We start from the raw sequence: 26,448 nt of genomic DNA on the forward strand, positions 1-26,448 counted from the left end.
TCCTTGGTGATGGGGGTCTTCAGCACGATACAAACACACTCTGCGCGTGGGATCACTCTCCCGGTGCCGCTCCGGCAATCAGGGTCCGCTACGCAAGGAACTTGTACTGAAGGGGGAAGTCCGCAGCTTGCCGGCTTCCGATACTGGCTACATCGATATGTTGGGAAAATAGGGTAAACAAGATCTTAACGTCAAGCATTCTGCCGCCAGTTCTAGTGTCCAAACTATGGGCAGAACGCTAAATATTGTGGCTGCCAGTAGCGGGTGCTTTGGGCGTTACGAACCGGAAATTCCGCAAGATCATGCCTTTCCCGGAGTTTCCCGGCTCAGTTTCTCAAGAATCCGATTGGACCTGACGACTATATTTTGTGTGTGAAAAGAAGTTCACGCCGAAAAAGTAGGCGCTGAAATGCGCAGCGCACGGGGATCGTTAAAATTTGAAGCTAATCTCGGGAAGTCGTTTCAACCGGTTTTAAAGTGCCCGTGCAAGGGTTTGGCTCAAGTTGAGCTAAGGAAGCCGCCAAAGATGAAAAATCACGCTGCCTACGGTCTGGCCATGGAAGACTTGGATGTCGTCGTCGTTGACGACAGCAAACCGATGCAGTCGATCCTTCGCTCGATTCTCATGAGCTTCAGGGTTGCACGCGTCAGGGTGTTCGATTCGGTCGATGAAGCCCTCAGCGGTATGCTGGCGGAGCCGCCCAATCTGATTCTCACCGACTGGCGCATGGCACCGACCTCCGGCTACCAGCTGCTACGGCTCATCAGGCACCGGCATATGGAGCCCTTGTGCTACGTCCCGCTGCTGTTTGTCACCGCCCATGGAACGCGGGCTCTGGTCGACCGGGCCCTGCGCGCAGGCGCACATCATCTTCTGGTCAAGCCGGTGGCGCCGTCAACGCTCTTCAACCGGTTGCGCTGGCTGATGGCGGATGAGCGTCCGATGATTCTGGAGCATTCCGGCTTCTACAACATCCGCGGTATCAACCGCGTTCTGGACGAGCAGAAGGAGCGCAGCCGTTCCCTCGACCAGGCCCAGATGGTTCATGACCGGACAGTGCAGAAGTTGGTCAAGGTCCGTGGTGCGGTGGAAAAAGAATTCTCGCTGCCTGGCGTACCGGCTTCCGCACCAGCTGGTCTTGAGCAAAAGAAGGTTGCCGGGGCTGGAGGCGGCGGCCGCGGCTTTGCCGCGCCGTTACGCGCCGAAGGCGGTCTCGGATAGCATATGAGGGTCGGCAGGTCAGGTTCCTGCCAACGCCGTGTGAGGCGCGTGTCGATTGCCGAATGAGACCCGTGTCACGACCGGGCTAAATCCGCTCATCGGCTTGACGCGCTCACCACAGAGTGCGAAATGCTTGCATCAAGACTGGATTTTCTCGAAGGACGTGTCGGGACGATGAAAAAGTTTCTGCTCGAAATTTTCACCTGGTGGCATGGCCGCACCATCGGCACGCGCTTCTTCACCTGGCGCAAGGGTGAGTTTGTTGGCGAAGACGAGTTTGGCAACGCCTATTACCGTGAGCGCAACGGCAAGAAGCGGTGGGTGATCTACAATGGTCCCGCTGAAGCCTCTGCGATCCCTCCCGGTTGGCATGGATGGATGCACCGCCGGGTGGACACACCGCCGGTTGACGAGACCTACTATCCGAAACATTGGCAGAAGGCCCACATCGCCAACCAGACCGGGACACCGGGCGCCTATCGTCCGCATGGCTCGATTCTGACGCCAGAAAGACGCCCGGAAGTGACAGGCGACTATGACGCCTGGACGCCGGGTCAGTAACTGATTTAATAAATCAAATGAATAAAAGTCCGCAAGTTGCGGGCTTTTTTGTGTTTTAGCCAGGGTGGCGGGAGGGAACGCCCTCTGCGCGTAGCTCGAAGCCCACCTTGGTCGTCCGAAACCCCAGGCGTTCATAAAACCTGTGGCCAGCGGCATTTCCGTTTCCCGACAGTAACATGATCTTGTAGCAACCGGTTTTCCAGGCCAGCGCAATTGCTGCCTGCACCAGCTGCGCGCCATAACCCCGGCTGCGGTGGGCCGCGTCAGTGACGACGTTTTCAATTAATGCATAAGGCGCTGCCGCACGGGACAGGTTGGGAATGATCACCAACGTACAGGTGGTCACCGGCGTGCCATGCAAAGATCCGAGAAAGACCGACAGGCCCGGATGACCGATCATCCGCAGATACGCGGCCTCGGCTGCCGCGCCGTCGATCTCGAGATCGTTGGCGATCAGATGGCGATAGAGTTGCTGTAGGGCTGGGCCATCCTCGGGACCGGCAAGCGAGAGGGTAAGCTGATCGAAAGCAGTGGCCATTGCGGTTTCCAGGTTTTTTGTCGCTTTCAGTCTGGTTTGACATCCTGCTGGACAAAATAAAAGCCCGCCGGGTGAGGGCGGGCTTTTGGGTGTCTTGGATTATCTCAGCAAATCAATCGATCGGAATGTAATCCGCCGGGGTGATGCCGAGACGTTCGTCGAGATAATCACCGCAACGACCCATCAGGTCGTCGACGTGCTTCTCGAAGAAGTGGTTGGCACCCGGGATCTCCTGATGGTTGATCACGATGCCCTTCTGGGTCTTCAGCTTGTCGACCAGCGTCTGGACGTCTTTCTGTGGCACAACCTTGTCGTCTTCGCCGTGAATGATCAGGCCGGAAGACGGGCAGGGAGCAAGGAAGGAGAAATCATTCAGGTTGGCTGGTGGGGCGACGGAAATGAAGCCTTCCACTTCCGGGCGCCGCATAAGCAGCTGCATGCCGATCCAGGCGCCGAAAGAAAAGCCGGCGATCCAGCAGGCGCGCGCGTCCGGATGGACAGTCTGCACCCAGTCAAGCGCTGCGGCTGCATCGGACAGTTCACCCTGGCCGTGATCGAAGGTGCCCTGGGAGCGACCGACACCGCGGAAATTGAAGCGCAGGACCGCAAAACCGCGCTGCGCAAACATGTAATATGTCTGGTAGACGATCTGGTTGTTCATGGTGCCGCCGAACTGCGGATGCAGATGCAGCACCAATGCGATCGGGGCGTTGCGCTTCTTGGCGGGATGAAAACGGCCTTCCAGGCGGCCGGCCGGGCCGTTAAAGATCACCTCAGGCATTTGGCGCTCAGTCCTTCTTGTCGTTGTGGGGTCCCGTCGGGGACCATCTTTCTGGGGATTTCGATATCAGAACCTGTGTAGTCCAAACTTGACTCATAGGTTCCGAGTTTCTAAAAGCCTTGTTTAGAATTATTCGAAAGTCGGCGTGTCCAACACAAGGGTCGTATAACCGATCCGAGTTGCGGCACGTTTACGTCATCCTTACGGAAAAATTCAAGCATTCCGTGAAGGCGACCCGTGATTAGCGACTTTCATGGACCTAGAATGACTTATATGGGCATCGCATGATGGCAAAGAACCCCCTTGTCTATCTGGATCATAATGCCGGCGCGCCCCTGCGTGCCAGCGCCAGAGAGGCTATGGGCGCGGTTTGGGCTGATGTCGGCAATGCATCTTCCGTTCACAGCGCCGGTCGCAAGGCTCGCGGCCGCCTTGAACAGGCGCGCGAATCCATTGCTCGTCTGTGCGGCGCCAAAACCCGCGCTGTTACCCTTGTCTCGGGCGGCACGGAAGCCAATATGACAGCCTTGAGCCCTGTGTGGGTCGATCAGGGCGAGCCAAAGTATCTTGATCGGCTGCTGCGGGGCGCAACAGAGCATCCGTCCGTTATCGCCGGCGGGCGCTTCCGGGCCTCTGCCCAGGACGTTTTGCCGGTGGATGGCGATGGAATCGTCGATCTGTCGGTACTGGCTGACAAGCTGAAAGACACCACGCCGACGCTGGTGTCTGTGATGGCAGCCAACAATGAGACGGGTGTGATCCAGCCATTGGCCGAAATCGGTGCACTCGTTCGCGAATCTGGTGCCTTCTTGCATGTGGACGCTGTCCAGGCTGCTGGCCGCATGCCGATTGATATGGACGCATGGCAGGCGGATGTGGTGACCCTGTCTGCGCATAAATTCGGCGGCCCGCAGGGCATGGGCGCAGTGGTCGTACGCTCCACGGCGCGCGTGCCATCGGCTCTGATGACGGGCGGAGGCCAGGAAAACTGGCGACGTGCCGGCACGGAGAATGTCGCTGGTGCGGTCGGGTTTGGCGTTGCAGCCGAAGAGGCGCTTGCCGAAACTGCGGACGTGGTACGGCTTCAGGGCTTGCGTGACCGGCTGGAGGCCGGTGTCCGGGCTGCATGTCCGGGCGTGGTGTTGTTTTCCGAAAATGCGCCGCGTCTGGCCAACACAAGCTGTTTCGCCGTTTCCGGCGTCAAGGCGGAGACCGCGCTGATCGCTTTTGATCTGGCCAATCTCTGCCTGTCATCGGGATCGGCCTGTTCCTCGGGCAAGGTATCCGTCTCGCATGTGCTGACGGCCATGGGGGTCGAGGAAGATCTGGCACGCTGTGCACTGCGTGTTTCCATGGGGTGGTCGACGTCTGAGTCGGATATCGAGCGCTTTCTCGATGTCTGGCCCGGTATTGTCGACCGGCTGAACCCGGAGGCGCGCCGCAAGGCGGCATGACACAACCGGTTCGTAGGGACCGGATCTGAAATTCGGCGGAATGGGGCTCCGCCAGATGTACGCGGCAGGGTGTTCTCCTAGGGAGACCTCGCCAAATCTTATGCGGCAGAGAAATCTCCGCGAAGTTTGACCAAGGGCAGGGTGTCATTGCCCTGCAGGACGGAGTAGTAAAATGCCAGCTGTGCAGGAGACGATCGATCAGGTCAAAGCGATCGATGTTGACCAGTATAAGTATGGCTTCGTCACCGACATCGAGTCGGAACGAGGCGCGAAAGGGCTGAGTGAGGAGACAGTACGTTTTCTCTCTGCCAAAAAGGGCGAGCCGGAGTGGATGACGGAATGGCGCCTTGATGCGCTGCGCCGCTTCAACACGATGGAAGAGCCGGATTGGGCTCGTGTGAGCTACCCGAAGATTGATTTCGACGAACTCTACTACTGGGCCTCACCGAAGTCCGTAGAAGGCCCCAAGAGTCTGGATGAAGTCGATCCCGAGCTGCTTGCGACCTACGAAAAGCTCGGTATTCCACTGCGCGAGCAGGAAATCCTGGCCGGCGTCGAGCCGAAGAATCGGATTGCCGTCGATGCAGTGTTCGACAGCGTCTCCGTGGTCACGACCTTCAAGAAGGAACTGGCGGCCGCAGGTGTGATCTTCTGCTCGATTTCCGAAGCCATCAAGGAACATCCGGAGCTGGTCAAGAAGTACCTCGGCTCTGTCGTTCCGGTCACCGACAACTATTATGCCACGCTGAACTCCGCAGTCTTCTCCGATGGGTCGTTTGTCTACATTCCCGAAGGCGTTCGCTGCCCGATGGAACTGTCGACCTACTTCCGCATCAACGAGCAGAACACCGGGCAGTTCGAACGCACGCTGATCATCGCCGAGAAGGGCTCTTACGTGTCCTATCTGGAGGGCTGTACCGCTCCCCAGCGCGATGAGAACCAGCTGCATGCGGCTGTCGTGGAGCTGGTGGCTCTGGATGACGCGGAGATCAAGTACTCCACCGTTCAGAACTGGTTCCCGGGTGACTCCGAAGGCAAGGGTGGGATCTACAACTTCGTCACCAAGCGTGGCGACTGTCGCGGCAAGAACTCCAAGATCTCCTGGACCCAGGTCGAGACCGGGTCCGCGATCACCTGGAAGTACCCCTCCTGCATCCTGCGTGGCGACAACTCGGTCGGTGAGTTCTACTCCATCGCCGTTTCCAACGGCTACCAGCAGATCGACAGCGGCACCAAGATGATCCACCTGGGCAAGAACACGTCCAGCCGCATCATCTCCAAGGGCATTTCCGCCGGCAAGTCGTCCAACACCTACCGTGGTCTGGTCTCCGCTCACCGCAAGGCGTCCAATGCCCGCAACTTCACCCAGTGTGACTCGTTGCTGATTGGTCAGGATTGCGGCGCGCATACGGTACCTTACATCGAGAGCAAGAACGCCTCGGCGGTGTTTGAACACGAGGCCACCACCTCGAAGATCTCCGATGACCAGATGTTCTACTGCCTGCAGCGCGGTCTCGACGAGGAAGGCGCGGTTGCGCTGATTGTCAACGGCTTCGTCAAGGACGTGATTCAGCAGCTGCCGATGGAATTCGCCGTCGAAGCCCAAAAGCTGATCTCCATCTCGCTCGAAGGCTCTGTGGGCTAAGCCCCGCGTTGGACCAAGTTTTGAATTGATTGGGGTCCGCAGGCTTTTACAGCTGTGCGCCCGACTGACACGAGGAATATCTCAATGCTTGAGATCAAGAACCTGCATGCCCGTATCGCCGAAGACGGCACTGAAATCCTGCGTGGCGTTGACCTGAAGGTGAACGCTGGCGAAGTGCACGCCATTATGGGCCCGAACGGCTCCGGCAAGTCGACCCTGTCCTACATTCTGGCAGGCAAGTCCGACTATGAAGTCACCGAAGGCGAGATCATCTTCCACGGCGAGAACCTTCTCGAGCTGGAGCCGGATGAGCGTGCCGCCGCTGGCGTTTTCCTGGCGTTCCAGTATCCGATCGAAATTCCGGGTGTTGCGACGATGGAATTCCTGAAGACGGCCATGAACGCTCAGCGCAAGGCCAAGGGCCAGGCTCAGCTGTCCATTCCGGACTTCATGAAGCTGGTCAAGGAAAAGTCCAAGGACCTGAACGTCTCCATGGACATGCTGAAGCGTCCGCTCAACGTCGGTTTCTCCGGTGGCGAAAAGAAGCGCGCGGAAATCCTGCAGATGTCCCTACTGGAACCGAGCCTTTGCGTTCTCGATGAAACAGACTCCGGTCTCGACATTGATGCCCTGCGCATTGTTTCGGAGGGCGTCAACAAGTTGCGCTCACCAGAGCGCGCCATGGTGGTGATCACCCACTACCAGCGTCTTCTCGACCACATCATTCCGGACGTCGTTCACGTTCTCTCCAAGGGCCGTATCGTCAAGACCGGCGGCAAGGAACTGGCTCTCGAGCTGGAAAAGAACGGCTACGCCGACTACATTGAAGCTGCTTGATCAGGAGGTGGATCACACCATGACTGCCCCAACACAGATCAGCCACACCCAGGCGGAAAGCGACCTTCTGGCCCGTTTTGATACGGCCAAGGGTGATCTCTCCGGCTCCACCGCGGTCTCCGACCTGCGCGTGGCCGCTGCCGAGCAGATCAAGACCAAGGGTCTGCCGCACCGCCGTGTGGAAGAATACAAATACACCGACTTGCGCGCCTACATGAAGTCGGCCGCGCCGCTCGCTCCCAAGGCGTCAGCTGCAGAGGCCAAGGCTCTTGCAGATGCCGAGAACGCTTATGGCGAACTCGAACGCTTCCGGATTGTCGTGGCCAATGGCACGTACCTCGCTGAGGTCTCTGATTTGGAGGCTTTGGCAGCTGAAGGCGTCACCGTCACCGATTTCGCCGCGGCACTGGATCAGGATACGGCGGCGGACCTCCTGGCGACACCGCCGAGCGCCGGCACCGACGGCGTTCTGGCGCTTAACACGGCCTTCGTTCAGGGCGGTGTCGTGATCACCGTCAAGGAAGGCGCGGACGTCTCGCGTCCGGTTGAGCTGGTTCATGTGTCGACGGCTGAGGGGGCTATCGTCACCCGCAACCGGATCAATGTGGCCAAGGGCGCCAAGCTGAAAATGCTTGAAAGCTTTGCCGGCACAACGGGCACGGGCGAAACCAACGTGGTCTTCGACTACAAGATCGCCGACAACGCCGAGTTCGCCACCACCCGTCTGGTGGTTGGTGCAACCGAAGGCGCGCGCCTGCTGACCACGCTGGCCACCATCGGTGCCGATGCGATCTTCAAGATCCTCGGTTTCATGGCCGGTCCGGCTTTTGCCCGGAACCAGCAGTTCGTTGCCTTTGAAGGCGAGAACTCCGAAGCCAAGCTCTATGGCGTGTCCATGGCCCGTGATCGTTGCCTCGCCGATCAGACGCTGATCATCGATCACGCGGTCCCGCATTGTAACTCTCGCGAGTACTTCAAGACGGTGCTCGATGACGAGGCGCGTGGCGTGTATCAGGGCCGGATCAACGTTGCTCAGCATGCCCAGAAGTCCGACGGCGAAATGATGACCCAGGCTCTGCTCCTTTCCGAAGGCCCAGAGATGGCGAACAAGCCGGAGCTGGAGATCTTCGCCGATGACGTTCTGTGTGCCCATGGCGCGACAAGCGGTCAGATTGATGAAGACCTGCTGTTCTACCTGCGTGCCCGCGGCATTCCGGAAGCTGAAGCCCGTACGCTTCTCGTCCTTGCATTCCTCTCCGAGGCGATCGAGGAGTTTGAGGAAGAGTATGTGACGGACTTCCTGGAACAGCGCGTTCGCGACTGGCTCGCCGGCAAGTAAGACACTCTTTGCTCCGCCGTCATGCCCGGGCGCGTCCCGGGCATCCAGTCTCTGCCTCGGAAGCTGCTGGATCCTCGGGGCAAGCCCGAGGATGACTGCGGGAGAAGGATGATTGCTGCCCCGGCCTTGCGCCGGGACCAGAATGCCAGAATGGCCTTGCGCTCCCAGGCTGGGAGCGCAACCTATAATATTCGTTATATTTGAATGGGAGCCGGCGGCATGACGCTCGCAATGTCAGAACTCGACAAGCCTTATGATGTTGAGGCGATCCGCAAGGATTTTCCGATCCTGTCGCGCGAGGTCTATGGCAAGCCGCTTGTCTATCTCGACAATGGCGCATCGGCTCAGAAGCCGCAGGCGGTGATTGATGCCATCACCCACTCCTATTCGCATGAGTATGCCAACGTTCACCGCGGGCTGCACTTTCTCTCCAATGCCGCGACCGATGCCTATGAGGGCGCACGAGAAAAGGTTCGCAACTTCCTCAACGCCGGATCCGTAGACGAAGTGATCTTCACCCGATCCACCACCGAGGCGATCAACCTCGTCTCCTACGGTCTGGGCGAGGATTACTTCCAGGAGGGGGATGAGATTGTCCTCTCCATTATGGAGCACCATTCCAACATCGTTCCCTGGCACTTCCACCGCGAGCGCAAGGGCGCCGTCTTGAAGTGGCTTTATGTCAAGGAAGATGGATCGTTTGATCTTGATGCCTTTACAGAAACCCTGACAGAGCGCACCAAGCTTGTTGCGATCACCCAGATGTCGAACGTTCTGGGCACAGTGGTGCCGGTCAAGGAAGTCTGCCGCATTGCTCATGAGCGCGGCATTCCGGTTCTGGTTGACGGCAGCCAGGCGGCCGTTCACATGCCGGTCGACGTCCAGGACATCGGCTGCGACTTCTACTGCTTCACCGGGCACAAGGTCTACGGACCTTCAGGCATCGGCGTTCTCTGGGGCAAGCCCGAGCGGCTGAAAGCCATGCGTCCGTTCATGGGTGGTGGCGAAATGATCGGCGAAGTGACCGAAGACGTCATCACTTACGCCGAGCCGCCACATCGCTTCGAGGCCGGCACCCCGCCAATCGTTCAGGCCATCGGCCTAGGGGCCGCTCTTGACTACATGGAGAGCATCGGCCGCGATAAGATCGCCGCTCATGAGGCGGATCTGCTATCCTATGCGCACGAGCGTCTGTCGGAAATCAGCTCCCTGCGGATCTTTGGCAATGCGCCAGGCAAAGGAGCCATCGTGTCCTTTGAAATCAAGGGCGCCCATGCCCACGACGTGTCGACCATCATCGATCGGTCCGGGGTTGCTGTGCGCGCAGGAACCCATTGTGCGCAGCCGCTCTTGGCAAAATACGGTGTAACCTCTACATGTCGGGCAAGCTTCGGCATGTACAACACCCGCGCGGAGGTCGACGCCCTCTACACAGCGCTGGTCAAAGCCCAGGCATTCTTTGCCTGAACTGCTGATGCAGATAGAAATCATCGGACGGCCTCAGGCCGCCTGCGGGACACAGTAAGACTATGAGCGACGAGATCACCACCATCGACCATAATGCGGCTGGCGAAGAATTGCGGGCCGAAGTGGCCGCTCCCTCTGCCATTCCGATGGATGAGCTGGAACGTCTGACGACGGACATCATTACCGCGCTCAAGACGGTCTACGATCCGGAAATCCCCTGCGACATCTACGAGCTCGGCTTGATCTACAAGGTCGACATCGAGGATGACCGCTCGATCAACATCGACATGACCCTGACCGCACCGGGCTGTCCGGTGGCCGGAGAAATGCCAGGCTGGGTTCAAACCGCTGTTGAAACCGTCGGAGGAATCCTGTCGGTGAATGTCGACATGGTCTTCGATCCGCCGTGGACGCCGGAGCGCATGTCGGACGAGGCCAAGGTCGCGCTCAACTGGTATTGAGTTCCGACGCACCGTAGGTTTGACCGGGCAGGGGTTTTAACTCCCCTGACGGATCCTTATATTGAAGACAGACAAGGGACGTCTGAGTCCCGCAACGTCGGATTGAGGAAGTTATGGCAGCAGCACGCAAATTTCAGGTCATGTCCCTGACAGACGCCGCAGCTGAGCGGGTTCAGGAGCTTATCGAGAATTCCGACAAGAACGCTGTTGGCCTGCGCGTCGGCATTAAAAAAGGCGGCTGTGCCGGCATGGAATACACCATGGATATGGTGTCTGAAGCCCAGTCCGGCGACGATGTGATCGAAGACAAGGGCGCCAAGCTTTTTATCGATCCATCAGCAGTTCTGTTTCTGCTCGGCACCGAAATGGACTTTGAGGTGACCAAGTTCCGCTCCGGCTTCATCTTCAAGAACCCGAATGAGGTCTCTGCTTGTGGCTGCGGTGAATCCGTTTCGCTGCAGGCGGCCGACTTGGCCAATTTTGCGCCCGGATCCTGAAACGCATGGCAGGGCTGTTTGACCGTCTGAAGACGGACTGTTCCTCTGAATGGAATGCCTATACCCGCCACGCCTTCGTCACTTCAATGGCGGATGGCACTCTGCCGCAGCCAGCGTTCCGTACCTACCTGCAACAGGATTACCTGTTTCTCATTCATTTTTCCCGTGCCTATGCGCTCGCGGTCTACAAGGCACCGGGCCTTGCTGACATGCGTCAGGCGCTGGCAGGACTGAAGACCATCATGGATGTGGAAATGGACCTCCACGTCGAGCTCTGTGCCACCTGGGGCATCACAAAAGATGAGCTGGAGCATATGCCTGAGGCCTCCGAAACGTTGGCCTACACGCGGTTCGTTCTGGAAAGCGGACTGCGGGGTGATTTGCTCGATCTTCAGGTCGCGCTGGCGCCTTGTATCCTGGGCTATGGCGAGATCGGCCAGCAGAACCGGGCAGCCACGCCACACGGTCCGATGGCGGCTGCCTATCAACGCTGGTTTGGTGAGTACGCCAGCGATGAGTATGCGGAAGCAGCGTCGGATTTTGCCGACTGGATGAACCGCACGGCAGACGTCTATCTGACAGAAGCCCGCTATTCCAACGTCCGCCGGATCTTCAGCCAAGCCACCCGGCTGGAGGCGGATTTCTGGCAGATGGGCCTTAACGCTGCGGATTAGAAATCTTTGGGTCTCAGGGATAGAGATGGCAAACAAAAGGCGCCCGGTTTGAGGCGCCTTTTGTTTATTTGGATGATGTGACGCAAGACATTCCTACGCGACAGCTTCACGCGGCCCGTTTTTCAGATCATCTTCCGTACAGACACGGTTCCGGCCGGCACCCTTCGCCGCATAGAGCGCCTTGTCGGCACGTGAAATGATCGTCTCACTGGTATCGCCAGCCTGGAAGGTGGCAATGCCGATGGAGATGGTCACGCGGCCCAGGTTCTCGCCTGTTGAGCGCTTGACGAGCTCCTTGGAGCGCACTGCGTTACAGATCTTCTCGCCAACCTGCATGGCTTCCGGCAATTTGGCATGCGGCAGAATGACAGCGAACTCCTCGCCGCCATAACGGCAGGCCGTGTCCTGGCCTTTGCAGTTCTGCTTCACGGCCAGGGCAACAAGCCGCAGCACCTGATCGCCAGTCTGATGGCCGAAGGTATCGTTGAATTTCTTGAAGTGATCGATGTCGGTCAGCAGAAGGGTGAAATCCATTCCGCTTTCTTTGGCCGACGTGACAGCCTTTTCCAGGGTTCCGTCGAAATGCTTGCGGTTGCCGAGGGTGGTCAGCTCATCGGTCAGTGATTCATAACGAATTGCTTCCAGGTTCGCCTGCAGAGTTTCGATCTGGCGCTTGGATTCCAGCAATTGGGCTTCAAGCGCTTGATTGGATTTCAGCGCAGTCTGAGTGGAATCCATCATGCGAGAGACGAAAGTCTTCAGCTTGTCTGCATCCTTCAGAGACTGCAGCTCGATGGCGCCTTCTTTCAGCGACGCGCCGTAGTCGGTCGTGGCATCCACGTTGTGGCGGATGGAGTCGACCAGAGTTTCGACCTCATTGGATACCTGGCCACCGACATCGTTCAACCGATCATCGAGGCGCGACGGAGAGAGAAATTTCCCGTAGAGGCCTTCCATGTCGTCGTTGGTCAGTTTGCCGTTTTCCTTCAGAGTCTGATTGATGGCTCTGTTCAGGCCGTAATTGTAGCCAGCGGAGTATGTGTACCAAAACTCATAGGCACGAGGTAAGGCAGGCAGCGTGTATCGCTTAATATACGAAAGCGCGCTGTCTCCGTAAATCACTGTGCGCTTATGCGCATCCAAATCGGTCATAGGTCCCCACCCAATCGCTTAAAAATATCATCAGCCTATTCAGGAATCTCAAGTCAAAAAATGCGCCAGCAAGCCTTAAGGTGTCGTTAAATATTGGCCAGCTGAAGCAGAAACCTCGTGATATTTGATTAGATGACAACCCTGCAGGGTAGCAACGATATACGAACTGCAAGAAATGGTTGTTTCGGGCTCTGTTGAACTATCTCAAGACTGTGTAATTGCCTCTAGGGAAGGTATGCCGTGAAATTTGTGATATGGGAAATTATGCATGATAATGCGCTTAACGGAAGAGTTTGCATAGTAATTGCCTGATGCTCACGAACAAAAAAGCCCCGCTCGAGGGCGGGGCTTTGAAAGTCGAGTCTGTCGCAGTTGGTCAAGTCACCTGACTGTCAGGAGGCCTTTTTGGGGCGGGGCTCGCGAAGCAGGAAGGCTGGGATATGACCGCCATGGCCAAACGCCGGTTCCTGTGTCTGGTTCTTGCCGCGGCGGGACTGCTTCTGCTCAGGTTTGGCAGAGGCGGGAGCCGGCGTTGCCCCATTTGAGTTGGCTGCTGCCGACCGCGGTGAGTTGCGGCGACGTGAGTTGCGACGCGGCGCCTCTTCCTGAACTGCTGCAACATCCGGTGTTGCAGGTGTTTCGGCAGGCTCAGAAGTGGCCGCAGCCACAGGAGCCTCCTTGGCTTCAGTAATGGCAGGCAGCGGCGCCTGCTGCTCGGCGGGATCAGCAGGGGGCTCCGTTGCGGCATCCTGAGGGGCCGCTTTCGCATCCGACGTATCCTTGGTCCTTGCGGACCGTGTCGATGGCTTTCCGCCACGGCGACGGCGCGCCTTGCGTTCTTCGGCTGCTGCGGAGAAGTCGACCGGATCACCAAGCCATTCGATTGATTGCTCAATCAGGTCTTCGATGGCTTTCAGGTACTTCTCGTCGTTGTCGGTGACCAGCGTGAAGGCGGCACCAGAGCGTCCGGCACGACCTGTCCGGCCAATGCGGTGGACGTAATCTTCAGCGTGGCTCGGGACGTCGTAGTTGAAGACGTGGCTCACATCCGGAATGTCCAGTCCGCGCGCGGCGACGTCACTGGCAACCAGCAGGGTGATATTCCCCTTGCGGAAGCTGTCCAGCATCGTCATGCGGGTGCGCTGGTCCATGTCGCCGTGCAGGGCGCCGACATTGTAGCCATGCTTTTCCAGTGAGCGGAAAACCACGGCGATATCGCGCTTGCGGTTGCAGAAGACGATGGCGTTCTTCAGGTCGGTTGCATCTTCCAAAAGATCGCGCAGCGCGGCGCGCTTGTCAGCGTCCTCGCGTTCGGTGCCCTTGAGGCGCTGCGAGACGTTTTCCGCCGTGGAAGAGGTGCGTGCCACTTCGACCTTCGCCGGGTTTTGCAGGAAGGTTTCCGTCAGGCGCTGGATCTCCGGCGGCATGGTCGCCGAGAAGAACAGGGTCTGGCGGGTGAAGGGGATCAGTTTGCAGATCCGTTCGATGTCCGGGATGAAGCCCATGTCCAGCATACGGTCGGCTTCATCGATAACCAGAACTTCGACGCCCTGGAGCAGCAGCTTGCCGCGCTCAACGTGGTCGAGAAGACGCCCCGGCGTTGCGATCAGCACGTCCGCGCCGCGGTCGATTTTCTTGTCCTGCTCACCGAAGGAGACGCCACCGATCAGCAGAGCAACGTTGAGCTTGTGGTTGATGCCGTACTTCTCGAAGTTTTCCTGCACCTGTGCCGCGAGTTCGCGGGTTGGCTCAAGGATCAGCGTGCGCGGCATCCGCGAACGGGCGCGCCCCTTTTCCAGCAGAGTGAGCATCGGCAGCGTAAAGCTGGCCGTCTTGCCGGTCCCGGTTTGTGCGATGCCCAAGACGTCTCGACGTTCCAGTACGTAGGGAATTGCACCTGCCTGAATGGCAGTCGGTTCCGTGTAACCGGCAGACTCTACTGCGGTGAGTACTTTCTCGCTAAGGCCGAGCGTATTAAATGACATGGAGCGTGGGGACCAGATTTTCTCTGTTTATGAAAAGGGTGAGGTCGCGAGAGGTATAAATAACCTTGGCGATTTGGCGCACACCCTACAGCGATGCGGCCTAGTGTCAATCACAAGCTTCCAGAAAAACAGGGAAATTCTGTCTGGCAGCAGGAAAGAAACCGAATTGAGTTAATAGCTTATGCGAGTGACATGCAATTCTCTTGGTCAGCGCAAGACGTTTTGGTCGTGACCACTTGCAAACAACGTTGCGACTGCTGCTGCTGAAGCTGTGTTGCCCTTCGGTCTGGCCGTACCAGATGTCGATCTGCTCCTGAAATAGATAGCCCGTACCGGCAAGCTGTCTCTTTGACTGAAACCTCACCCTGCATCTTCAATGAGGGAGCGAGTCAGGCCCCGCAGAGCAGCCGCAAGCAGGGGCATGATCGGCCACGAAGACTGTGTGTCAGATGTCCAGGTCTTCCGCGAACTCTGCGCTTTTCTGTATGAAGCGGAAACGGGCTTCGGGCTTGTTGCCCATCAGCTGTTCCACCGCGCTGCTTGTTCCGGCTTCCGGTGTTTCGTCGATGGACACCTGCAGGAGCGTGCGCTTGGAAGGATCCATGGTGGTTTCCTTCAGCTGGGCCGGCATCATCTCACCCAGGCCTTTGAAGCGGCCGATGTCGATCTTGCCTTTCGACTTGAAGACAGTCTTCAGCAACTCGTCTTTGTGGGCATCGGTGCGCGCGTAGACGGTCGTGCCGCCCTGGCTGATGCGGTAGAGTGGCGGTACGGCCAAATACAGGTGACCGTTGCGAATGAGATTCGGCATCTCGCGGTAGAAAAAAGTGATTAGCAGGGAGGCGATGTGGGCGCCGTCGACGTCCGCATCGGTCATGATGATGACTTTCTCGTACCGCAACTCCTCGTCCTTGTAGGCGGAGCGGCTGGCACAGCCGAGCGCCTGCACAAGATCCGTAAGCTGCTGGTTTGCCACCAGCTTGTCCCGGCCCGCGTTGGCGACATTGAGGATCTTGCCGCGCAGAGGAAGAATGGCCTGATTTTTACGGTTGCGCGCCTGCTTTGCAGAGCCACCAGCCGAATCACCCTCCACGATGAACAGCTCGGTGCCCTCCGCCTGATTGGCCGAACAATCCGCCAGCTTGCCCGGCAGACGCAGCTTGCGCACGGCCGTCTTGCGCATCACGTCCTTTTCCTGACGGCGGCGCAGGCGGTCCTCGGCCCGGTCTATAACCCATTCCAGCAGCTTGTTGGCCTGGTTGGGCGAGGCGGTCAGCCAATGGTCGAAGGCATCTCGGACCGCATTTTCGGCTATGCGTGTCGCCTCATTGCTGGCGAGCCGGTCCTTGGTCTGGCCGACGAACTCGGGCTCGCGAATGAACACCGACAACATGCCCCCGGCGGAGGTCATCACGTCGTCACCGGTGATCAGGCTGGCCTTCTTGTTGCTGGTCAGTTCGCCATAGGCCTTCAGCCCGCGCAGCAGTGCATAGCGCAGTCCGGCCTCATGGGTTCCGCCCTCCGGGGTGGGAACCGTATTACAATAGGAATTGACGAAACCGTCTCCGGCGAACCAGCTGACGGCCCATTCCACCGCGCCGTGGCCGCCGGTCTTGGTTGTGCGACCGGCAAACAGATCCGGCACCACCCGGCGCTCTGACTTCAGGCTTTCTTCCAGAAAGTCCTTCAGCCCTCCGGGAAAATGGAACACGGCTTCAGGCGGTGTCTCGTCCTTGTCGACGATCAGCTCAGGAGCGCAATGCCAGCGGATCTCCACGCCGCCGAAAAGATAGGCCTTGGACCGGGCCATTTTCATGAGGCGTGCCGGCTCGAACCGCGATGCCTTTCCGAAAATCTGATGATCCGGCTTGAAGCGAACTTGGGTGCCGCGCCGGTTCTGGGTGTCTCCGACCAGCTCCAGCCCTCCGTCAGGCAAGCCGCGCTGGAAACGCTGACGATAGAGTTTACGCGACCGGGCAACCTCGACGACCAGATCTTCCGACAGGGCATTGACCACGGAAATGCCGACACCATGCAGACCGCCGGAGGTTTCATAGACCTTGCTGTCGAACTTTCCGCCCGCATGAAGCGTTGTCATGATCACTTCGAGGGCCGACCTGTCCTTGAACTTCGGGTGCGGATCGACCGGAATGCCACGGCCGTTATCGGTCACGCTCAGATAGCCGTCGGCTTCCACCGCCACGTCGATCCAGGTGGCGTGGCCGGCCACCGCTTCATCCATACAGTTGTCGATGACTTCGGCAAACAGATGGTGCAACGCTTTGGAATCCGTGCCACCGATGTACATGCCCGGGCGCCGCCGGACGGGCTCCAGCCCTTCCAGAACCTCAATGTCAGCGGCGGAATAATCACCGGAATCGGACGCGGGGGGCTCTGGTGTAGTCGTTGCAGCGCGAGGCGTTGCGGCAGCCTCAGCCTCAGCCGCTGCAGGAGCTGCCGTTGCAGACGGACTCTTGTCAGGAGACGGGACGGCCTTTGGGGCAGCCGATGTCTTCGGCGCCGCGGCTTGGGGCTCGTCTGTGTCCGCCTTGGCGGCATTTCCTGCAAAAAGGTCGTTCTTGGCGCTCATTCTCAACTCACGTCCACGAGGTGGGCACTGCAACGGCTCAAGCGGCTACAACACATATAAGAGGTCAGTCACGTATTCGGGGCCTTGGGTCCGACCCAATTCATCACGGCGTCCAAGCTGGGCGCCAAAAAAACGTGGCCTCCCAAAGCTCGGATCCAAGCGTCACATCGTTCAGTCGCGACGCGCCCGGCTGACAGGCACATTTCATACAGGTCGCAAGCTGTCTCTACCAGTGACCTTCCGGCGCATTCCGAAAGAGGCGAGGTCTGCCATGCGATGCAAGCCCGCGATGAAGACTGAAAACCCGAGGACAGCAGCGATCAACTTACCGGCCAAGAAGGATTTACCGAATCTCATGCCTCTGTCTTGGAACAAAAGTAGAACATATCGACATATCCCCAGGCAAGTCCCCAAAATTCCGGCTTTTCCGACACAGGCGTCCACAGGCGTCAGTCCTTTGCGCTGTTGCGTGGGAGATGACCAAGCAACGGAATTTCAAGTGTCTTGTGCTTCCATGGGACGGATCCCCTGCCAAATCCAATCAGGGTCTTGGCATCGGTCGAAGGGAGTAACGGCGCGCGCGAAGAGCTCGCACATGATCTGCCGTGCGGTCGTTGCAAGGGGGAGGGGGTAAAATGTGGCGCAAGAGCAACACTGGTCTGCTGAGATTGGGTGCGCCTGATCATTCCCAATTGCTGCCGCGCTTCGGCCATGTTTGATCATCACTTGTGGACTGTCGCAAGACATAGGTCCCATCTGAGAACTTGTTAAGAGATCTCGCGGGAACGTGAAAACGGCAAGGTTGAGCCCAATTCCTGTCCCAATGCTTCTGTATTGGTAAGGATATGCCAAGGGTGGAACGCGCTGAAGCAGCTGGTGTCGAAGGGGTTTGCCTTCGATCGGCAGGCTGGGCGTTTGATCAGGCGAAAACCTTGATGCCAGGCGACAGATTGTGCGGAGGCCGGCTTCGGTCTTTCGGAACGAGTGAGAGAGTTGGACATCATGTCCGCCATGCGGAATGCGGTATCAGTTTCAGGGGTTCTTCTCGCCCTGCTTTCCCCGGCCTACGCCTTCGATGGCGAGCCGCGGCCAACTGTGCCTATTATTCCTGAACACCAGGCCGGTAAAACCGATGTCAGTCCGTTGCAGGCGCTGCGCAATGGCGCGCGTCAATATTACTCCGGCGACAAGGCCGGGGCTCTGAGCTCTCTGCAGTATGCAGCCGAGAACGGTGAGCCCCGTGCGGCCTGGAAGCTCGGCAAGATGTATGAGACCGGCGACGGCGTTCAGGAAGACGACAGCAAGGCGTTCCAGTATTATTCTCAGGTGATCCGCCAGCACGATGTCGATCGGATGGATTCGCCTTCGGTGCCTTACGTGTCCAGTGCCTATGTCGCGCTCGGCAAGTTCTTCATGCGCGGCATTGATGGCGTGCTGCCGAAGAATGCTCAGAGTGCAGAGAAATCCTTCCGCTACGCCGCCTTCAACTTCGGTGATTCCCAGGCTCAATATGAGCTGGGGCTGATGTATCAGAATCACCGCAATCTCGACGCGGTGCGCTGGTTCAATCTGGCCGCCATCAAGGGCCACATTGGTGCCCAGGCCCGGCTCGGTGAGACACTTTACGAGATGGCCCAGTCGGATCGCCGCAGAGCGCGCGGGCTGATGTGGATGTCAATTGCGCAACGCCAGACCCATGGCGGCCCGGATGGCTGGATCGATGCCTTGCATGAGGCTTATTTTGCCCGTGCCAGCGAAGACATTCGTCGTCAGGCAAAATCACTCACCGACACATGGATCCGGCGTAACCGCCCGGATCTGGAAGCGCCGATCAGCGCGCAAGCTGCCACGACAGCCGCCAACGAGTAAGCTGCAGCCGGCGCTCAAGCTTGGCTGCTCGATCAGATTCAATCTGAATATGAGACGTGACGCACCCTCAGGCTGCGAAGTCGATCCACACCGGCACGTGATCAGAAGGTTTTTCCCAACCGCGTACATGCTTGTCGATGCCACATCCGTTGAACTTGTCGGTGGCCTGCGGCGACATCAGGATGTGATCAATGCGAATGCCGTTGTTCTTCTGCCAGGCGCCGGCCTGATAGTCCCAGAAGGTGTAGGTTTCCGGAGCTTCATTGCAAGAGCGCAGGGCCTCGGTCATTCCCAGGTTCAGCAGGGTGCGGAAGTTCTGGCGGCTTTCTGGTTGAAACAGCGCATCATCCACCCAGGCGTCCGGTTTGGCCGCGTCGATCCTGTCGGGGATGACGTTGTAGTCGCCGAGAAGTAGAAACGGGATTTCCTCTTCAAGCCGCTTCCGGGCATGAGCAATCAACCGCTCCATCCACGCCAGCTTGTAGGGAAATTTTTCGGTTCCAAGCGGATTGCCGTTGGGCAGATAGAGGTTGCCGATACGCACAACCCCGGTGCCGGTCGAAACCAGCGCCTCGATATAGCGCGCCTGCTCGTCGGTTTCGTCGCCCGGCAAGCCGCGCATCACGTCTTCCATCGGTGTTTTGGAAAGCAGCGCGACGCCGTTGAAACCCTTCTGGCCGTGGGTTTCGAGATTGTAGCCCAGGTCCTCGAAGGGCTGGCGCGGGAAATTTTCGTCGACAGATTTGATCTCCTGGAAACAGGCGACGTCAGGCTTGGCTTCGTCCAGCCATGCCAGAACCGTGTCGATTCGGGCTTTTACGCCGTTGATGTTCCAGGTCGCGATCTTCATCTGATGACTTTCCGAAGTACGGTTAAGACTGCACTTGCCAGTGGCAAGCGGTCCCCAGTCATACCAGCCTCATACGGGCCTGTCCTTTTTGGCGGGACAGCCCGGAGCGATTCTTTGGGGACAGCAAGTGCAGCCGGTCGTCTCAGGTCGCGGCTTGCCAACGGGCGCAAGGAGGAGGCTTGGCGCCGATCAGAGAGCTGAGACCAACAGTTAAATCAGATGGTGAAGCTGGTGCCGCAGCCGCAGCCGGCGACCGCGTGCGGATTGTTGATCTGAAACGACTGGCCCATCAGGTCATCGGTGAAATCGATCTCCGATCCGCCCATATACTGAAGTGAAACCGCGTCAACCAGCACAGTCACGCCGTTTTTCTCCAGCGCGAGATCGTCGGATTCGCGCGTGGTCACGAGATCATATTTATACTGCAGACCGGAACAGCCGCCGCCTTCGACGGAGACCCGCAGCATGGTTCCCTGCGCTTCGGTTGTCAGAATTTTCGCAATCCGCTTGGCAGCACGATCTGTGACTGTTACCGGATGTTCAAGTATTTCGCTCATGGTGCAGCCGTTCTGCTTGAGATCAGGACTTGCGCTACTTTTGTTAAAAAGCGGCTCTCAAGGGAACCGAGCGGTCCGGTCAGGGACCTGCCTGCGCAAGGTCGTCTTGATAGTAGGTATGAACTGTTGACGCGCTCGTCAATGTGGCGGGACTGCGTGAGGCGAGATTTTCCCGCAACGGGGAAGGGGGAACTCCACTTTTCTGGCGTGGGGCTGCCCGGAACAACGAGATCCTCTCCGGGATTTCGACATCAGGAATTGAGTGGTTTGACTATGACTTTGAAGGACGTTGGATATGGCGCTCAGGAACGGGCACCATTCGCGCAGAAACCCTTTGAAAGCCGGGGACGCCTTTATCCCGAAGCGTCCAGCCCGACTCGTACGCCGTTTCAGCGCGACCGCGACCGCATCATCCACTCATCGGCGTTTCGTCGCCTGAAGCACAAGACCCAGGTTTTCGTCTATCATGAAGGCGATCATTTCCGCACCCGTCTGACCCACACGATCGAGGTCTCCCAGATTGCCCGCTCTCTGGCGCGCGCCCTGCGTCTGGATGAGGATCTGGCCGAATGTCTGGCGCTGGCTCATGATCTTGGTCACACGCCCTTCGGGCACGAGGGAGAGGATGTCCTGCATGAGTGCATGGCAGCCTTCGAGGGCTTTGACCACAATGCCCAGTCGCTGCGCGTCGTCACCTCGCTGGAACAGCGCTACGCCGAGTTCGACGGGTTGAACCTGGCCTGGGAAACCCTCGAGGGCCTGGTCAAGCACAACGGCCCTTTGGTGGATGCGCAGGGCAATCCGCTGGGCAAGTTCGCCGGGTCCAAGCTGCCCTATGCGATCCGCAGATATCAGGAAAGCCACGATCTGGAGCTTGCCACCTGGCCCAGTGCCGAGGCGCAGGCAGCGGCAATTGCCGACGACATTGCCTATGATGCTCATGATCTTGATGACGGCCTGCGCGCCGGACTGTTTGCTATCGAGGACATGCGCGAAGTTCCGTATCTGGCCGATATCTTGGCAGAGGTCGATGCCAGGTATCCGGGGCTCGAGGAAAGCCGGCGTATTCACGAGATCGTTCGCCGCTCGATCACCCGCATGGTCGAAGATGTAATCACCGAAGCGCTCAAGCGTCTGAAGGAGGTCGATCCGCAGTCGATTGACGACGTGCGTCGCGCCGACCGCTGTCTGGTGGACTTTTCCCCGGAAATGGCCGTTGCAGAGCGCCAGGTGAAGAAATTCCTGTTTGCCCGGGTCTACCGTCATGAAGATGTGCTGGCGGTGCGCCGTCAGGTAGCCCGGGTCGTGCGGGACCTGTTTGCCGGCTTCATGCAGCGTCCGCAAGACATGCCCAAGCCGTGGGACAAGGGACTGGAGGGATGCAGCGAAGCGGCCCTGGCACGCCGGGTCTGTGACTATATCGCCGGGATGACAGACCGTTTCGCCATTGACGAACACCGACGACTGTTTGACGACACCCCGGAATTGGGTTAGGCCCCACCTCGATTTTACTCTGTGTTCGAGACTGGCGGCCTGTGCTGCCATCCACGGAGTTTCCTTAAGATAAACGACTTTCAGCCGGTTGGATGGATATGAATATCTTCGCCGAATTCTCTGAGCGGGTGCGTGTCGCCCTTGGTCAGCTAGCCTTGAAAACATCCGATGGCTCCGCCCCGGATCTGTCCCGCGTGACCGTTGAAAGCCCGCGCGATCCCGCGCATGGCGATCTGGCCACCAATGCTGCCATGGTTCTGTCCAAGCAGGTGGGCATGAAGCCGCGTGATCTGGCCGAGCAGCTTTCAGCAAAGCTGTCGCAGGATGCGGACATCATCGACGTCTCCATCGCAGGTCCCGGCTTCATCAACCTGCGTTTGGCACCATCTGTTTGGCAGGCCATTCTGGCTGACGTTGTCGCTAAGGGGGCTGACTTCGGTCGCGCCAATCTGGGTGCTGGCAAGAAGGTCAATGTGGAATATGTTTCCGCCAACCCGACGGGCCCGATGCACGTTGGCCATACCCGTGGTGCGGTAGTCGGCGATGCGTTGGCGAACCTTTTGGCCTATGCCGGTTATGAGGTGGTGCGCGAGTATTATATCAACGATGCCGGCTCGCAGATCGACACGCTGGCCCAGTCGGCTTTCCTGCGCTACCGCGAGGCACTGGGCGATGATATTGGCGAGATCCCGGCCGGACTGTATCCGGGCGACTATCTTGTGCCGATCGGCAAGAAGCTAGCTGCTGAGCACGGTGACGCGCTGAAGGCAATGGACGAGGCCGCCTGGATCGCCGTCGTCAAGCCCGCCACCATCGCTGCCATGATGGATATGATCCGCGAGGATCTGGCACAGCTCAACGTCAAGCACGACGTCTTTTTCTCCGAAAAGACGCTGCATGATCATACGGATAACCAGGCATCGAAGATCGATGAAATGCTGGACGCCCTGCGCGGCGATGGCCTGATCTATGAAGGAACGCTGCCGCCGCCAAAGGGTCAGCTGCCGGACGATTGGGAGGATCGTGAGCAGACACTGTTCCGCGCGTCCGACTATGGGGACGACACCGACCGGGCGCTGAAGAAGTCCGACGGCTCCTACACCTATTTCGCCGCTGATGTGGCCTATTTCCGCGACAAGTTCCTGCGCGGCTTTGATGAGATGATTTACGTGCTGGGCGCCGATCATGGCGGCTACGTCAAGCGTCTGCAGGCCGTGGGCAAGGCGGTTTCCGGCGGCAAGTCGGAAGTCATCGTGCGCCTGTGTCAGCTGGTGAAGCTGTACCGGGCAGGCGAACCGGTGAAAATGTCGAAGCGTTCCGGTGATTTCATCACCCTGCGCGAAGTTGTCGATGAGGTTGGCCGGGATCCGGTGCGCTTTATGATGTTGTTCCGCAAGAACGACGCGCCGCTCGACTTCGACTTCCAGAAAGTCACCGAGCAGTCCAAGGACAATCCGGTGTTTTATGTGCAGTACGGCAATGCCCGCTGCCATTCGGTCATGCGTCAGGCGGCTGAAGAGTTGCCAGATCTCGACTTGTCGGATGAAGCCTTGAGAAGCGCCGATCTATCCTTGCTCGATGACAGTGGTGAACTTGAGTTGATGGCGAAGATGGCCGTCTGGCCCAAGATTGTCGAAGCTGCGGCCGAGACACATGAGCCTCACCGGGTGGCGTTTTACCTGCATGATCTGGCCAGCTCTCTGCACGGACACTGGAACCGTGGCAAGGAAATGCCGCATTTACGCTTTATTCACGCTGACAATCCAAAATTAACTCTGGCGCGGCTTGCTTTGATACGTGCAGTATCAAAGGTGATTGCATCGGGATTGACGATTCTTGGCGTCGATGCGCCAGAAGAGATGCGCTAAGCACGCAAGCGTCCGCCACGTCTGATAAGGATTTGGTGGGCGATGACTATGGCCGGATAGCAAAAAGCCTATGGCACGAGATAATGACTACACTTCGTCTGATGCCACATCGGAACAGACGGCATCAAATCGCGAAGATACCTCCGCTGGAGATGATCCGCTTGTAGAACTGGCGCGGATCGTCAACCGCAACAAGCCGGCAGGGTCTACTGCGAGCGATCGCGTTGGCTCGACCGACTATTTTGCTGGCCTGGATGATTTTTCGGACATCGGTGGCAGACCTGCGCCGCACGTCGACCGGCCTGCGCCGGAGGCGGGGGCACCTGTGTCAACTGCAGGAGCCAGCTCCGATTCTTATGGCCATGGCGATCTCGGCGGCGTGGTGCCAAGTCGTGGCGCGCCTGTTGAACCCGCTGACCATGGTCGCGCACCGCAGCCTGAGGTGACCGGTTTTGCAGAGGCTCCGGCAGAGCAGCCTGAGCTGCGGGATGAAGCGCCAGGTTATCTGGATCTCAAATTGACTGAGGACGATCTGCTGTCCGGTGCGCCGGGCAATGGCTCAGTCGAGGCGTTGCCCGAGGCCGACCTTGAAGACGAGTTGATCGGGGCTTTCCGCACGTCGTTCGATGCCAATCGGCGTCAGGAGCCCGGCGACCGCTACAATTCCGATCTTGAACCGCGTGAAAGCTTCATTCCGGTTCAGCCCCCGGCTGCCACTGACGATTTCTATTCAGACCAGACGGTTTCCTCCAGCCTGGAAACGCCAGGCGAATCCGAACAGGAATACCGTCGCGGCCTCTATGCTGGGGAACTTGCGGCTGCCACAGCGCCTGAAGCAGCTGCCGAGTATGATTACGGCACGGACGAGGGGCAGACCGACGAGGTCGATGATATTTTCGCCCCGGAGACAGGTTCTGAGATCAGCCCCGAGCCTGTCTCGGAGCGCGCGCCTGAGCCGAGACCAACACCCGAATGGCAACAGCCGACGAATTCCGGTCAACTGGGCGGGCAGATGCGCAGTGATGCACCGGCGCAGACAGCTGCAACCGATCAGACCCCGGAAGGCATTGGCAATGGCTTCGATGATCTTTTCGCCGAGCTGGGACAATTGCAGACGAATCTGTCGCGCGAGAAGCGTTCGGCTTTTGATCGCCAACCGCTGCCGGATGAGCAGCCTGTTGCAGACACAGACTATGAGGGTGGCGACGCCGACACGCTGACCCGTGCGGGTCCTGTGCCGTCCGACGATTATGATCCGTTGATTTCTGATGGTTCCGTACAGAGCCATGATGCAGCCAGGTCTGACGATATAGACGACATGGCTTGGCCGGCGGCCGCCTCGCGCATTCCGGCCCGTGGCGAAGAGGAAGAAGCGCCTCCGCCCGCCGGTGGCTATGATCTGGAAGCCGTGGCTCAGGCCATGCAGGAAAGTGACCCGACAATCGGGCGTTCTGGCGTTCTGCCGCCGCACTCGCAGGCTGAAGCGGACGTCGAGCCCCGTGCGCCCAAAAAAGGCCGCAACAAGGGGTTGATGACAGCCGCTGCCGTTCTGGGTGTGGTTTTTGTCGGTGGTGTCGGCTATGCGCTGCTGGCAGGCAACAGTGGCATTCAGGCCCCCAGCGGCCCGCCGCCGGTGATTGCAGGGCTTCAGGGCCCACTGAAAGTGATGCCAGAGCCTGCTGCCGAAGGCGATGACAATTCCGGCTCAAAACTGATTTACGACCGAGTTGAAGGCAATACGGATACAAGCCGTGAACGTTTGATCCTTCCGGAGAAGACGGAGCCGGCTGATCTGCGGCCTGCGCCTGATACTGTGGTGACCACGGATCCGCTGGTTCCCGGTGGTCCGAAAAGGGTCCGCACGTTGGTGGTTCGCCCGGATGGCACAATCGTCTCCGAGGCAGGCAATGGTCAGGCAACGCGGGTAATCGCGCCATCTCCCGGGTCTAATCAGACACAGACCCCGGATGCGACCACCCAGCCTGCAGCGACAGTCGGCACACCGCCGACCTTCCAGCCTGTAAATCCTGCGCCTGAAACAGCAGCGGCTTCGGAAACCGATACCCAGACCGGCGATGGCGTCCCTGGTGAAACTGCGGCCAGTGAAACGCCGGTTTCAGCTGAAGATGCGGCAAATGCGCCGCGTATGGTTCCTACTCCGAAGCCGGCGGTGCCGGTGCGGGTGGCTCGGGCAACCCCGCAACAATCCGCATCACCCGTTTCCGGTCCTCTGGTTCTGGGCGGCGATCAGCCTTCAGCACCTGCAGCTCCGGCAACACCTGTTGCCAGCACACCTCAGGTGTCGGCATCCGGATCAATCCCGGCAGGCACCTACGTGGTTCAGGTCACGTCGCAACGCTCGTCGGAAGCAGCTCTTCAGACCTATGCGGATCTTCAACGTCGCTATCCGCAGGTCCTTGGCAACCGACAGGCTGCGATTGTTCCAGCCGAAATCGACGGCCGTGGCACCTTCTACCGGGCGCGCATTCCATCCGCTTCACGTGCCGAGGCAATTTCGCTCTGCGAAAGCCTGCAGGCCGCCGGTGGCGACTGCTTCGTGCGCCGCAACTGAGGCCATTCGTCTTCTGACTTAAGGGCCTAGATCAA

The 26,448-nt window shown here is 58.7% G+C and carries 21 protein-coding genes; 14 read left to right on the top strand and 7 right to left on the bottom strand.

Annotated features, from left to right (window positions below; translation table 11 throughout):
• The first annotated feature begins 526 nt into the window (after window positions 1-526).
• The gene (locus J0X15_RS13500) at window positions 527-1,222 is read left to right on the top strand and encodes a response regulator (RefSeq protein WP_206941656.1); all 696 of its coding nucleotides are present in this window, start codon (window positions 527-529) and stop codon (window positions 1,220-1,222) included.
• A gap of 174 nt (window positions 1,223-1,396) precedes the next feature.
• Window positions 1,397-1,783, top strand: coding sequence for an NADH:ubiquinone oxidoreductase subunit NDUFA12 (locus tag J0X15_RS13505; protein WP_206941657.1), 387 nt, complete (start codon window positions 1,397-1,399; stop codon window positions 1,781-1,783).
• A 55-nt stretch (window positions 1,784-1,838) separates the two neighbouring features.
• Here the strand turns inward: J0X15_RS13505 and J0X15_RS13510 are convergent, their stop codons facing one another.
• Both J0X15_RS13510 and J0X15_RS13515 read right to left on the bottom strand, forming a co-directional pair.
• Window positions 1,839-2,321, bottom strand: coding sequence for a GNAT family N-acetyltransferase (locus J0X15_RS13510; protein ID WP_206941658.1), 483 nt, complete (start codon window positions 2,319-2,321; stop codon window positions 1,839-1,841).
• Between the two features lie 112 nt (window positions 2,322-2,433).
• Complete coding sequence (locus J0X15_RS13515) at window positions 2,434-3,102, bottom strand: alpha/beta hydrolase (RefSeq protein ID WP_206941659.1); 669 nt, start codon at window positions 3,100-3,102, stop codon at window positions 2,434-2,436.
• Between the two features lie 287 nt (window positions 3,103-3,389).
• Between J0X15_RS13515 and J0X15_RS13520 the strand changes: the two genes are divergently transcribed.
• The 8 genes from J0X15_RS13520 (at window position 3,390) to tenA (ending at window position 11,476) form a co-directional block, all read left to right on the top strand.
• Window positions 3,390-4,556 carry a cysteine desulfurase family protein gene (locus J0X15_RS13520; RefSeq protein WP_209015329.1) on the top strand — a complete coding sequence of 389 codons (1,167 nt, stop codon included), beginning with the start codon at window positions 3,390-3,392 and terminating at the stop codon, window positions 4,554-4,556.
• Between the two features lie 172 nt (window positions 4,557-4,728).
• On the top strand, window positions 4,729-6,201 hold the full coding sequence (gene sufB / locus J0X15_RS13525) for a Fe-S cluster assembly protein SufB (protein WP_206941661.1): 1,473 nt from the start codon (window positions 4,729-4,731) through the stop codon (window positions 6,199-6,201).
• Between the two features lie 84 nt (window positions 6,202-6,285).
• A complete protein-coding gene (sufC, locus tag J0X15_RS13530) occupies window positions 6,286-7,038 on the top strand; it encodes a Fe-S cluster assembly ATPase SufC (RefSeq protein ID WP_206941663.1) in 753 nt (250 codons plus the stop codon).
• A 19-nt stretch (window positions 7,039-7,057) separates the two neighbouring features.
• Window positions 7,058-8,377 (top strand): Fe-S cluster assembly protein SufD, encoded by a 1,320-nt coding sequence (gene sufD, locus J0X15_RS13535; protein WP_206941665.1) that lies wholly within the window; start codon window positions 7,058-7,060, stop codon window positions 8,375-8,377.
• A gap of 219 nt (window positions 8,378-8,596) precedes the next feature.
• Window positions 8,597-9,844 carry a cysteine desulfurase gene (locus tag J0X15_RS13540; RefSeq protein WP_209015330.1) on the top strand — a complete coding sequence of 416 codons (1,248 nt, stop codon included), beginning with the start codon at window positions 8,597-8,599 and terminating at the stop codon, window positions 9,842-9,844.
• Window positions 9,845-9,906: 62 nt separating this feature from the next.
• The gene (locus J0X15_RS13545) at window positions 9,907-10,305 is read left to right on the top strand and encodes an SUF system Fe-S cluster assembly protein (RefSeq protein ID WP_206941668.1); all 399 of its coding nucleotides are present in this window, start codon (window positions 9,907-9,909) and stop codon (window positions 10,303-10,305) included.
• Window positions 10,306-10,418: 113 nt separating this feature from the next.
• The gene (sufA, locus tag J0X15_RS13550; protein ID WP_206941669.1) at window positions 10,419-10,802 is read left to right on the top strand and encodes a Fe-S cluster assembly scaffold SufA; all 384 of its coding nucleotides are present in this window, start codon (window positions 10,419-10,421) and stop codon (window positions 10,800-10,802) included.
• Window positions 10,803-10,807: 5 nt separating this feature from the next.
• The gene (tenA, locus tag J0X15_RS13555; RefSeq protein WP_206941677.1) at window positions 10,808-11,476 is read left to right on the top strand and encodes a thiaminase II; all 669 of its coding nucleotides are present in this window, start codon (window positions 10,808-10,810) and stop codon (window positions 11,474-11,476) included.
• Window positions 11,477-11,569: 93 nt separating this feature from the next.
• Here tenA and J0X15_RS13560 read toward each other — a convergent pair whose 3' ends face one another.
• The 3 genes from J0X15_RS13560 to parE form a co-directional block, all read right to left on the bottom strand.
• Window positions 11,570-12,628 carry a GGDEF domain-containing protein gene (locus J0X15_RS13560; protein WP_206941688.1) on the bottom strand — a complete coding sequence of 353 codons (1,059 nt, stop codon included), beginning with the start codon at window positions 12,626-12,628 and terminating at the stop codon, window positions 11,570-11,572.
• A 392-nt stretch (window positions 12,629-13,020) separates the two neighbouring features.
• Window positions 13,021-14,613 carry a DEAD/DEAH box helicase gene (locus J0X15_RS13565; protein ID WP_206941690.1) on the bottom strand — a complete coding sequence of 531 codons (1,593 nt, stop codon included), beginning with the start codon at window positions 14,611-14,613 and terminating at the stop codon, window positions 13,021-13,023.
• Between the two features lie 445 nt (window positions 14,614-15,058).
• A complete protein-coding gene (gene parE / locus J0X15_RS13570; RefSeq protein WP_206941692.1) occupies window positions 15,059-17,203 on the bottom strand; it encodes a DNA topoisomerase IV subunit B in 2,145 nt (714 codons plus the stop codon).
• Between the two features lie 1,002 nt (window positions 17,204-18,205).
• Here parE and J0X15_RS13575 point away from each other — a divergent pair.
• Window positions 18,206-19,072, top strand: coding sequence for a tetratricopeptide repeat protein (locus tag J0X15_RS13575; protein ID WP_206941694.1), 867 nt, complete (start codon window positions 18,206-18,208; stop codon window positions 19,070-19,072).
• Between the two features lie 67 nt (window positions 19,073-19,139).
• Here J0X15_RS13575 and xth read toward each other — a convergent pair whose 3' ends face one another.
• A complete protein-coding gene (gene xth / locus J0X15_RS13580) occupies window positions 19,140-19,922 on the bottom strand; it encodes an exodeoxyribonuclease III (protein ID WP_206941696.1) in 783 nt (260 codons plus the stop codon).
• A 215-nt stretch (window positions 19,923-20,137) separates the two neighbouring features.
• Window positions 20,138-20,479: an iron-sulfur cluster insertion protein ErpA gene (gene erpA, locus J0X15_RS13585; RefSeq protein ID WP_206941698.1), complete on the bottom strand. Its 342-nt coding sequence runs from the start codon at window positions 20,477-20,479 to the stop codon at window positions 20,138-20,140.
• Window positions 20,480-20,752: 273 nt separating this feature from the next.
• Here erpA and J0X15_RS13590 point away from each other — a divergent pair, with 273 nt between their 5' ends.
• The 3 genes from J0X15_RS13590 to J0X15_RS13600 all read left to right on the top strand — a co-directional run bounded on the left by J0X15_RS13590 (window position 20,753) and on the right by J0X15_RS13600 (window position 26,413).
• A complete protein-coding gene (locus J0X15_RS13590) occupies window positions 20,753-21,973 on the top strand; it encodes a deoxyguanosinetriphosphate triphosphohydrolase (protein ID WP_206941836.1) in 1,221 nt (406 codons plus the stop codon).
• 98 nt (window positions 21,974-22,071) lie between these two features.
• Window positions 22,072-23,841: an arginine--tRNA ligase gene (gene argS / locus J0X15_RS13595; RefSeq protein WP_206941699.1), complete on the top strand. Its 1,770-nt coding sequence runs from the start codon at window positions 22,072-22,074 to the stop codon at window positions 23,839-23,841.
• A gap of 70 nt (window positions 23,842-23,911) precedes the next feature.
• Window positions 23,912-26,413: an SPOR domain-containing protein gene (locus tag J0X15_RS13600; protein ID WP_206941701.1), complete on the top strand. Its 2,502-nt coding sequence runs from the start codon at window positions 23,912-23,914 to the stop codon at window positions 26,411-26,413.
• Window positions 26,414-26,448 lie beyond the last annotated feature (35 nt).

This window comes from Roseibium limicola, from assembly GCF_017313085.1.
Taxonomy (GTDB): Bacteria; Pseudomonadota; Alphaproteobacteria; order Rhizobiales; family Stappiaceae; genus Roseibium; species Roseibium limicola.

Coding starts and splice junctions, on each gene's coding strand:
- J0X15_RS13600 (WP_206941701.1), top strand. CDS start 23,912: ATGGCACGAGATAATGACTACACTTCGTCTGATGCCACATCGGAACAG.
- argS (WP_206941699.1), top strand. CDS start 22,072: ATGAATATCTTCGCCGAATTCTCTGAGCGGGTGCGTGTCGCCCTTGGT.
- sufA (WP_206941669.1), top strand. CDS start 10,419: ATGGCAGCAGCACGCAAATTTCAGGTCATGTCCCTGACAGACGCCGCA.
- sufD (WP_206941665.1), top strand. CDS start 7,058: ATGACTGCCCCAACACAGATCAGCCACACCCAGGCGGAAAGCGACCTT.
- J0X15_RS13540 (WP_209015330.1), top strand. CDS start 8,597: ATGACGCTCGCAATGTCAGAACTCGACAAGCCTTATGATGTTGAGGCG.
- J0X15_RS13590 (WP_206941836.1), top strand. CDS start 20,753: ATGACTTTGAAGGACGTTGGATATGGCGCTCAGGAACGGGCACCATTC.
- sufB (WP_206941661.1), top strand. CDS start 4,729: ATGCCAGCTGTGCAGGAGACGATCGATCAGGTCAAAGCGATCGATGTT.
- J0X15_RS13565 (WP_206941690.1), bottom strand. CDS start 14,613: ATGTCATTTAATACGCTCGGCCTTAGCGAGAAAGTACTCACCGCAGTA.
- sufC (WP_206941663.1), top strand. CDS start 6,286: ATGCTTGAGATCAAGAACCTGCATGCCCGTATCGCCGAAGACGGCACT.
- J0X15_RS13500 (WP_206941656.1), top strand. CDS start 527: ATGAAAAATCACGCTGCCTACGGTCTGGCCATGGAAGACTTGGATGTC.
- parE (WP_206941692.1), bottom strand. CDS start 17,203: ATGAGCGCCAAGAACGACCTTTTTGCAGGAAATGCCGCCAAGGCGGAC.
- J0X15_RS13505 (WP_206941657.1), top strand. CDS start 1,397: ATGAAAAAGTTTCTGCTCGAAATTTTCACCTGGTGGCATGGCCGCACC.
- J0X15_RS13510 (WP_206941658.1), bottom strand. CDS start 2,321: ATGGCCACTGCTTTCGATCAGCTTACCCTCTCGCTTGCCGGTCCCGAG.
- J0X15_RS13515 (WP_206941659.1), bottom strand. CDS start 3,102: ATGCCTGAGGTGATCTTTAACGGCCCGGCCGGCCGCCTGGAAGGCCGT.
- J0X15_RS13560 (WP_206941688.1), bottom strand. CDS start 12,628: ATGACCGATTTGGATGCGCATAAGCGCACAGTGATTTACGGAGACAGC.
- xth (WP_206941696.1), bottom strand. CDS start 19,922: ATGAAGATCGCGACCTGGAACATCAACGGCGTAAAAGCCCGAATCGAC.
- J0X15_RS13520 (WP_209015329.1), top strand. CDS start 3,390: ATGGCAAAGAACCCCCTTGTCTATCTGGATCATAATGCCGGCGCGCCC.
- erpA (WP_206941698.1), bottom strand. CDS start 20,479: ATGAGCGAAATACTTGAACATCCGGTAACAGTCACAGATCGTGCTGCC.
- tenA (WP_206941677.1), top strand. CDS start 10,808: ATGGCAGGGCTGTTTGACCGTCTGAAGACGGACTGTTCCTCTGAATGG.
- J0X15_RS13545 (WP_206941668.1), top strand. CDS start 9,907: ATGAGCGACGAGATCACCACCATCGACCATAATGCGGCTGGCGAAGAA.
- J0X15_RS13575 (WP_206941694.1), top strand. CDS start 18,206: ATGTCCGCCATGCGGAATGCGGTATCAGTTTCAGGGGTTCTTCTCGCC.